Here is an 8,731-nt window from a genome sequence, read left to right on the forward strand (position 1 = left end):
GACGTTGGGGAACCTCGGCAGCAGCTCGGCCTTGATGCGCTGGACCGCGAAGTCGGTCACGCCGGCCACGCACTGCACGGTCTGGGTGATGGCCAGGATGTTGCGGGTGCCCACCGAGCCGTCGGGGTTGCGGAAGCCCTCGAAGGTGTAGCCCTCGAGCGGGGGCATCGCGGGCGGCTGGACGGTGGCGATGGGCAGGCCGTCGAGCTCGCGCGCGGCGGGCATCTTCAAGAGCCGCTCGTGCACCCAGCTGCCGGCCGGGATGTCCTTGAGGGCGTAGCCGATCGGCACGTCGTATCGGCGCACCACGCCGCCCTCGGGGATGTCGATCAGCGCCACCTTGTGGGCCTGCGGCACTTTCTCGCGCAGCGCGAGGCCCGAGGCGAGCACGGTGCCGGCCGCCAGGCCGCTGTCGTTGGCCACGATCGCGACGTTGTCGCGCGCGTGCATGAGGATGGTGAGCGGCGGCTTGGCGGCTTCGGACATGGGCGCTCCCTTACTTGACCACCATGAACAGGCTGGGCAGCCAGGTCGAGAAGGCCGGCACGAAGGTGACGACGCCGAGCGCGAAGATCAGCGCGCCATAGAAGGGCCAGATGGTCTTCATCACGGTGCCGACCGAGACCCCCCCGATCGCGCAGCCGACGAACTGGGTCGTGCCCACCGGCGGGGTGTTGAGGCCCAGGGCGCAGTTGATCAGCATCACGACGCCGAATTGGACCGAGGTCATGCCGTACTGCTGCGCGATCGGCAGGAAGATCGGCGTGCACAGCAGGATGGTGGCCGCCATGTCCAGGAAGGTGCCCAGCACGAACAGGATGATGTTGATCAAGAGGAAGATCATCCACGGCGTGGTCGTGATCTGCGACAGCATCTGGCCGGTGAGTTCGGCCACGCCGTAGAGGCTGATCAGGTAGCCGAAGGTGCTCGAGATGCCGATCAGCAGCAGGATCACGCCCGTCGTGCGGACCGCCTTCGCCGCCGCCTTGATGAAGTGCTCCCACTTCAGCGTGCGGTAGACCAGGATCGTCAGCGCCAGCGCATACAGCACGGCCACCGCGGCCGATTCGGTCGCGGTGAAGACGCCCGACAGGATGCCGCCCAGGATCAGCACGACGATGAACAGGCCCGGCAGCGCGGCCGCGAACGAGCGGGCCACGATGTGCCAGCCCGGGAAGCTGCCGGCCGGATAGCCGCGCTTGACCGCCACCAGGTAGGCCGCCGCGAGATTGCTGATCGTGAGCACCGCCGCCGGCAGCAAGGCCGCGAGGATCAGCGCCGCGATCGACACCTTGCCGCCGGCCGCGAGCGAATAGATGATCAGGTTGTGGCTGGTCGGCATCAGCGCGCCGACCAGGGCCGCGTGGGTCGTCACGTTGACCGCGTAGTCGGCGTGATAGCCCTCCTTCTTCATCATCGGGATCATCACGGCGCCCATGGCCGAGACGTCGGCCACGGGCGAGCCCGAGACGCCGCCGAACAGCGTGCAGGCCACCACGTTCGACATGCCCAGGCCGCCGCGCACGTGGCCCACGAGGGCGCGCGCGAAGTTGACGATGCGGTCGGCGATGCCGCCGTAGAGCATCAGCTCGCCGGCGAAGATGAAGAACGGGATCGCGAGGAACGAGAAGATCCCCATGCCGGAGGTCATCTGCTGGAAGCCGACTTCCAGCGGCAGGCCTTCGTAGAGCAGGGTGGACAGGGCCGACAGGCCGATGGAGAACGCCACCGGCACGCCCAGCAGCAGGAAGACCGTGAAGGAGATGCAGAGGATAAGGAGAGGAATGGTCATGGCTCAGCCCCAGGCGGGTTCGACTTCGCGGCCTTGGGCGAGCGCGATGATGTGTTCGATCGAGAACATCACGATGAGGACGCCGGACACGGCGGCCGGCACGTACTTCCAGCCTTCGGAGATCCACAGCGTGGGAAGGCGGTAGCCCCAGACCGATTCGGCCAGCGAGGCGCAGTTCCAGGCCATCGCGGCGCCGAACAGCAGGATCAGGAAGTGGATCAGGAATTCCATCTTGAGGCGCAGCCAGTCGGGCGCCAGCACCAGGAAGGACTCGAGGCCGATGTGGCCCGCATCGCGCACACCGACGGCGACGCCGAGCATGGTGACGTAGAGCACCAGCAGCAGCGCCAGGCTTTCGGCCCAGGTGGGGGTGTTGTTGAGGACGTAGCGGCCGAACACCTGCCAGCTCACGGCGCAGATCACCGCGACGAGGCCGAAGATGCCCAGCCACATGCAGGCGCGAGCCAGCGTGCGGCAGATTTTCGTGTACATGATGATGTGGGTTGGCGACGCCCTCCCGCGTGCGGGGGAGGGCGGCCGGGCTCAGACGATTACTTCGTGTCCTGCACGCGCTTGACCAGGTCCTTGAGCTTGGCGTCGACGATGAACTTGTCGTACACCGGCTTCATCGCGGCCTGGAACGGGGCCTTGTCGATGTCGATGATCTCGGCGCCGCCGGCCTTCACGGTGGCGAGCGACTTCACTTCGCGCTCTTCCCATTGCTTGCGCATGTAGGGCACCGACTCCTTGGCGGCCTGGCGCAGCCAGCCCTGCTCCTGCGGCGTCAGCTTGTCCCACGCGCGCTTGGAGAACAGCAGCATCTCGGGGGCCATCGAGTGCTCGGTCTTGGTGTAGTACTTGGCGACCTCGAAGGCGCGCGAGCTTTCGTAGGTCGGGTAGTTGTTCTCGGCGGCGTCGATCAGGCCGGTCTTGAGGCCGGTGTAGACCTCGCCCATCGGCATCGGCGTGGCGTTGGCGCCCATGGCTTCCAGCATCGAGACCCACAGGTCGGACTGCTGCACGCGGACCTTCTGGCCCTTCATGTCGGCGAAGCTGCGCACCGGCTTCTTGGCCGTGAACATCGAGCGCGCGCCGCTGTCGTAGTAGGCCAGGCCGATGAAGCCCTGCTTCTCGCAGGACTTGAGGATTTCCTCGCCGATCGGGCCGTCCAGCACCTTGTGCAGATGGTCGACCGAGCGGAACAGGAAGGGCATCGTCGGCACCTGCGTCTCGGGGCAGATGTTGTTCATCGGCGCGATGTTCACGCGCACCATCTGCAGCGCGCCGATCTTGGTCTGCTCGATGGTGTCCTTCTCGCTGCCCAGGGCGCTGTTGTTGAACACCTTGATGGTGTCCTTGCCGCCGGAGAGCTCCTTGAGCCGTTCGCCCATGAACTTGACCGCGGTCACGGTCGGATAGTCGTCGGGGTGGATGTCGGCCGACCGGAACTCGGTGGCCTGCGCGGCCATCGCGGTCATGCCGGCCGCGATGGCGACGATGAGTGCGTGCTTGTTGAACTTCATTTGTCTTCCTCTTGCTGGTGGTTGTCGTGAAATTTCGAAAGAATTGGGTCAGGCGCCGAAGGCCGGCTCCGCGATGCCCTGCGTGCCGGGCCGCAGCGCGAACACGCCGCCGGCCAGCGGCTGGTCCGACAGGTCGCCGCCCGGGCGGATCGAGGTGACGAACAGCGTGTCGAGCTTCGGCCCGCCGAAGGCGCACATCGCCGGCTTCTTGACCGGCACCTCGAGCGAGCGGTCGAGCCGCCCCTCGGGCGTGAAGCGGTGCACCTGGCCGGCGTCGTTGCCGCAGATCCAGTAGCAGCCGTCGGCATCGACCGCGGCGCCGTCGGGACGGCCGGGCAGGGGGTTCATGTCGACGAACACGCGGCGCCTCGATGGCGTGCCGGTGGCGGTGTCGTAGTCGAAAGCCCAGATGGTCTGCACGCTGGGGTGCGAGTCCGACAGGTACATCGTGCGGCCGTCGGGGCTGAAGGCGAGGCCGTTCGGCACGACCAGGTCGTCGAGCTGCAGCGACGCTGCGACGCCGCCCTTGTCGTGGCGATAGAGCCGGCCGACGCGCGCGCCCGCCGCCATGTCCATCAGCATCGTGCCGGCCCAGAAGCGGCCCTGGCGGTCGCAGCGGCCGTCATTGAAGCGCATGCCGGGCCGGGCGTGCGCCACGTCGGCGAGCCGGGTGGCGGCCAGCGTGCCGCCGTCCTGCGGCGTGAGCGAGAACAGGCCGCTTTCCATGCCGGCGATCCAGCTGCCCGGCAGGTCGGCGCGCGGCGCGATGCAGGCCGGCATTTCGTCGCTGGCCCATTGCGTGTGGCCGGCCGCCGACCAGCGGTGCAGGGCGCGGCCCGGAATATCGACCCAGTACAAGGCGGATTCCGCCATCGACCACACCGGGCTTTCGCCCGTGCCGCAGCGCGCGTCGACCACGAGTTCGGCTTGGCTGCCCATGGCGCTCAGTCTCCGAACGGGCCCTGGGCGGTGAAGGCGCCGCCCTGGTAGATGGCGTTGGGGTCGGTGGAAGCGACCGCCGGCTGCTGCTCGACCTTGTCGCGAAAGACCTCGGACGTGTCCTGGGGCACGTAGCCGAGCACGGCGGCGGCCGCGTTGTCCCACCAGACGTCGCGGTTGGCCGACATGCCGTAGACCACCGTGTGGCCGACGCCCGGCGTGAACAGCGATTTCTCGATCAGCGTGGTCAGGTCGCGGTAGCTGAGCCAGGTGCTCATCATGCGGCGGTTGAGGGGCTCGGGGAACGAGGAGCCGATGCGGATGCTCACGGTCTCGATGCCCCAGCGGTCGAAGTAGAACTGGGCCACGTCCTCGCCGAAGGATTTCGACAGGCCGTAGTAGCCGTCGGGCCGGCGCGTGCTTCGGTCATCCAGGGTCTCGGTCTGCTTGTAGAAGCCGATCACGTGGTTGGAGCTGGCGAACACCACGCGCTTGACGCCGTGCCGGCGGGCTGCTTCATAGATGTGGAACACGCCCTTGATGTTGGCCTCGAGGATTTCCTCGAAGGGCCGCTCGACCGACACGCCGCCCAGATGAACGATGGCGTCGCAGCCTGCTACCAGCGCATCGACCGCCTGCTTGTCGGACAGGTCGCAGGCGACGACTTCCTCCTGCGGGCCTTCGGCCGGCGACAGCGATGCGATGTCGGAGAGGCGCAGCACCCCCGCGTACGGGCGCAGGCGTTCGCGCAGGACCTTGCCCAGGCCGCCGGCGGCGCCGGTCAGGAGGAGGCGGCCGACCTGGCGGGCGGTGGAGGAAGGGGGGGCGGAAGCGGCGCTCATTCGTGTCTCTGTCAGATGGGGTAAGTTATCGGTTGTCGTACAACGTGCAGACGATTATCATCACGCCATGTCGAACCTGTCAACGGGGTCTACCGCAACCACCGAGCCTGCCGCCGCCGGCGTTCTTCCGCGCCGCAGGGTGCGGGGCCTGGCCCATGGCTTGGTCGACGACCTCGGCGACAAGATCCGCAGCCAGCAGTTGCGTCCGGGCGACAAATTGCCGACCGAGTCGGCCATCATGCAGACCTACGGCGTGAGCCGCACCGTGGTGCGCGAGGCGCTCTCCAAGCTGCAGGCCGGCGGGCTGGTCGAGACCCACCACGGCATCGGCACCTTCGTGCTGCAGCCGCGTGCCGCCGGCATGTTCCGGCTCGAGGCCTCGGACATCGCGACCTCGGTCGACGTGCTCGCCGTGCTCGAGCTGCGCATCAGCCTGGAAACCGAGTCCGCCGGCCTGGCCGCGACCCGTCGCACCGAGGAGCAGCTGGCCGCCATGCGGCAGGCGCTCGACGACTTCGAACACAACGTGACGACCGCCGGCGACACCGTGGCGCCCGACTTCCGCTTCCACCTGCAGATCGCGCAGGCGACCGGCAATCCCTACTTCGCGGACATCATGAGCCACCTCGGCACCACGATCATTCCGCGCACCCGGATCACCGCCATCCGCAACCACGACCGGCGCGGCGAGTACCTGAGCCGCGTGAACCGCGAGCACGAGGAGATCTACGCCGCGATCGCGCGGCGCGACGCCGAGTCGGCGCGCGCGGCGATGCGCATCCATCTCACCAACAGCCGCGAACGGCTTCGGCTGGCCCAGGAAGCGGCGCGGCTCGACGCCGAGCAGGCCGCAGCCGCAGGGCAGGCGCCGGCGGCCTGACCGGCGCAAGTCTTTGCTGGACATCTGCCGGATCTAGTTGTACGATGACTGACGACTCGCTGATACGCGACGCTGATTCCTCAACGACCCAGGAGACAAACCCATGCGCTTGAATCGACGCCATCTCGTCCTAGGTGCACTCGGCAGCGGATTGCTGGCCGCCGGTGGTGCCGCACAGGCCGCCGACGCCTGGCCTTCGAAGCCGATCCGCATCGTCGTGCCGTACCCGCCCGGCGGGTCGTCCGACATCATCGCCCGCTCGATCAGCGTTCCGCTGTCGGAAGCGCTCAAGCAATCCGTCATCGTCGAGAACCGCGCCGGCGCCAATGGCAATCTCGGCGCCGATCTGGTCTCCAAGGCCCAGCCCGACGGCTACACGCTGCTGTTGTGCGACGTCGGCGCGCTGGCGATCAGCCCGTCGGTCTACACCAAGCTGTCCTTCGACCCCGCCAAGGACCTGCGCGGCGTGACCATGCTGGCCTATTCGCCGCACCTGCTGGTGGTGCATCCGTCGGTGCCGGCCAACAACCTGAAGGAACTGGTCGCGCTGTCGAAGAAGTCCGACCTCAATTTCGCCGTCACCGCCACCGGCAGTGCGCCGCACCTGGCCGGTGTCGCGCTCGAGCGCGCCAGCGGCGCCCGCTGGGTCTACGTGCCCTACAAGGGCGGCGTGCAGGCGGTGCAGGACACGGTGGCCGGCCAGACCCAGGTGCTGATGAACGGCATGCTGGCGACGCTGCCGCATGTGCAGAGCGGCAAGCTCAAGGTGCTGGGCGTGTCCAAGGGCACGCGCATGCCGCTGATCGGCGATGTGCCGACGATCGCGGAGCAGGGCGTGCCCGGCTTCGAATCCGGCACCTGGCAAGGGGTGCTGGCGCCGCGCGGCACGCCCGAGGCGCTGGTGCAGCGCCTCAACAAGGAACTGATCGCGATCATCCGTTCGCCCGACATCCGCTCGCGCCTGGCCGGCCAGGGCGCCGAAGTCGTGACCATGACGCCCGTCGAGCAGGACCAGTTCTTCGAGAAGGAACGCGCCCGCTGGGCCAAGGTCGTGAACGCCGCCCAGATCAAGCTGGACTGAATGACCCCCACGCTCGCTCACTTCGTGTGGTCGCTGCCCCCCGAGGGGGCCGCAGGCCGCCTTGGGAGCGGCCCGGCGGCGGCCTGAACTCTCCCTTTCCACCACCCTGTTCTTCCAAAAAATGACGCCTCAAGAACTCAAGACCATCATGGGCTCCGGCCTGCTGTCCTTCCCGCTCACCGACTTCGACCGCAATGGCGACTTCGACAAGAAGAGCTACGAGAAGCGCCTCGAATGGCTGGCGCCCTATGGCGCCAGCGCGCTGTTCGCGGCCGGCGGCACCGGTGAATTCTTCTCGCTGACCGCCGACGAGTACCCCGGCATCATCCAGACCGCGGTCGACACCTGCCGCGGGGTGGTGCCGATCATCGCCGGCGCCGGCGGCCCCACGCGCTTCGCGATCCAGTGCGCGCAAGCGGCCGAGAAGGCCGGCGCCCACGGCGTGCTGCTGCTGCCGCACTACCTCACCGAAGCCGGCCAGGAAGGCCTGGCGGCCCATGTCGAGGCGGTCTGCAAGAGCGTGAAGTTCGGCGTCATCGTCTACAACCGCGGCCAGAGCAAGCTCTACCCCGCCACGCTCGAGAAGCTGGCCGAGCGCTGCCCGAACCTGGTCGGCTTCAAGGACGGCATCGGCGACATCGAACTGATGAGCGCGATCCACCTGCGCATGGGCGACCGCTTCGCCTACCTCGGCGGCCTGCCGACGGCGGAGGTCTATGCCGCGGCCTACAAGGCGCTCGGCACGCCGGTGTATTCGTCGGCGGTCTTCAACTTCATCCCGAAGACCGCGATGGATTTCTACCATGCCGTCGCCAAGGACGACATTGCCACGCAGCACCGCCTGCTGAAGGATTTCTTCATGCCCTACCTGGACATCCGCAACAAGGGCCAGGGCTACGCCGTGAGCATCGTGAAGGCCGGTGCGAAGATCGTCGGCCACGATGCCGGCCCGGTGCGCACGCCGCTGACCGAGCTCAAGGCCGACGAGTATCAGGCCCTGGCGGCGCTGATCGACAAGCTCGGCCCGCAGTAATTTCCCAGAGCGCTTTCAACCACAACAACAGGAGACAACAAATGCTGAAGAAACTGATCTTGATCGCTGCCGCCACCGCGGCCTTCGCCGGCTGCACCACGATGCGTGGCAACGACGCGGCCAAGTCGCCGGCGGTCGCCGCTGCGGCAGAGAAGCTGCGCGTGGCGATGATCGACCCGACGCCCGCGGCGCTCAACGCGCTGGTGGCCGACGACCTGAGCTACGGCCACTCGGGGGGCAAGGTCGACACCAAGACCAGTTTCGTCAGCGACCTGATGGACGGCAAGTCGGACTTCGTGACCATCGCGATCACCGAGCAGACCATCAAGGTCATCGACAACGTCGCGATCGTGCGCCATACGCTCACGGCCGACACCAACGATTCGGGCAAGCCCGGCAAGGTCAGCATCAAGATCCTCGGCGTCTGGCAGCAGCAGGGCCCGGGCGGCGACTGGAAGCTGATCGCCCGCCAGGCCGTGCGCCCGCCGCAGTAAGCTCATTTTTCATCCAGTTTCCCCAAGGACTCGCTGCCATGCAGAACTTCGACAACCTCATCAACGGCGAATGGCGCGCGGCGGCCAGCTACAGCCCGAACGTCAACCCGAGCAACCTGGGCGACGTGCTGGGCCAGTACGCGCAGG

The 8,731-nt window shown here is 67.5% G+C and carries 10 protein-coding genes; 4 read left to right on the forward strand and 6 right to left on the reverse strand.

The genetic code is table 11. From position 1 onward, the window contains the following. The 6 genes from QTI33_RS34865 to QTI33_RS34890 form a co-directional block, all read right to left on the reverse strand. Positions 1-486 (reverse strand): UxaA family hydrolase (locus QTI33_RS34865; protein WP_286511300.1); only part of this gene is annotated, 486 nt, incomplete at its 3' end. A gap of 10 nt (positions 487-496) precedes the next feature. Beyond that, positions 497-1,792 (reverse strand): TRAP transporter large permease, encoded by a 1,296-nt coding sequence (locus QTI33_RS34870; protein ID WP_286511302.1) that lies wholly within the window; start codon positions 1,790-1,792, stop codon positions 497-499. 3 nt (positions 1,793-1,795) lie between these two features. Further along, entirely contained in the window at positions 1,796-2,284 is a 489-nt protein-coding gene (locus tag QTI33_RS34875; RefSeq protein WP_286371336.1) for a TRAP transporter small permease, read from the reverse strand. Between the two features lie 59 nt (positions 2,285-2,343). After that, positions 2,344-3,315 (reverse strand): TRAP transporter substrate-binding protein, encoded by a 972-nt coding sequence (locus tag QTI33_RS34880; protein WP_286511304.1) that lies wholly within the window; start codon positions 3,313-3,315, stop codon positions 2,344-2,346. A 48-nt stretch (positions 3,316-3,363) separates the two neighbouring features. Beyond that, positions 3,364-4,254 (reverse strand): SMP-30/gluconolactonase/LRE family protein, encoded by an 891-nt coding sequence (locus QTI33_RS34885; protein WP_286511306.1) that lies wholly within the window; start codon positions 4,252-4,254, stop codon positions 3,364-3,366. 5 nt (positions 4,255-4,259) lie between these two features. After that, a complete protein-coding gene (locus QTI33_RS34890) occupies positions 4,260-5,096 on the reverse strand; it encodes an NAD-dependent epimerase/dehydratase family protein (RefSeq protein ID WP_286511307.1) in 837 nt (278 codons plus the stop codon). Positions 5,097-5,163: 67 nt separating this feature from the next. On the opposite strand from QTI33_RS34890, the gene QTI33_RS34895 reads away from it, so the two are divergent. From QTI33_RS34895 to QTI33_RS34910, 4 genes are all read left to right on the forward strand, one after another. Further along, the gene (locus QTI33_RS34895) at positions 5,164-5,976 is read left to right on the forward strand and encodes a FadR/GntR family transcriptional regulator (protein ID WP_286511308.1); all 813 of its coding nucleotides are present in this window, start codon (positions 5,164-5,166) and stop codon (positions 5,974-5,976) included. 103 nt (positions 5,977-6,079) lie between these two features. Continuing rightward, the gene (locus tag QTI33_RS34900; RefSeq protein ID WP_286511309.1) at positions 6,080-7,057 is read left to right on the forward strand and encodes a Bug family tripartite tricarboxylate transporter substrate binding protein; all 978 of its coding nucleotides are present in this window, start codon (positions 6,080-6,082) and stop codon (positions 7,055-7,057) included. A 121-nt stretch (positions 7,058-7,178) separates the two neighbouring features. Next, positions 7,179-8,090, forward strand: a complete 912-nt coding sequence (kdgD, locus tag QTI33_RS34905) for a 5-dehydro-4-deoxyglucarate dehydratase (RefSeq protein WP_286511311.1) — start codon at positions 7,179-7,181, stop codon at positions 8,088-8,090. A gap of 41 nt (positions 8,091-8,131) precedes the next feature. Next, on the forward strand, positions 8,132-8,584 hold the full coding sequence (locus QTI33_RS34910) for a nuclear transport factor 2 family protein (protein WP_286511314.1): 453 nt from the start codon (positions 8,132-8,134) through the stop codon (positions 8,582-8,584). Positions 8,585-8,731: the final 147 nt, after the last annotated feature.

The sequence above is a fragment of the Variovorax davisae genome (assembly GCF_030316845.1).
Classification (GTDB): Bacteria; Pseudomonadota; Gammaproteobacteria; order Burkholderiales; family Burkholderiaceae_C; genus Variovorax; species Variovorax davisae.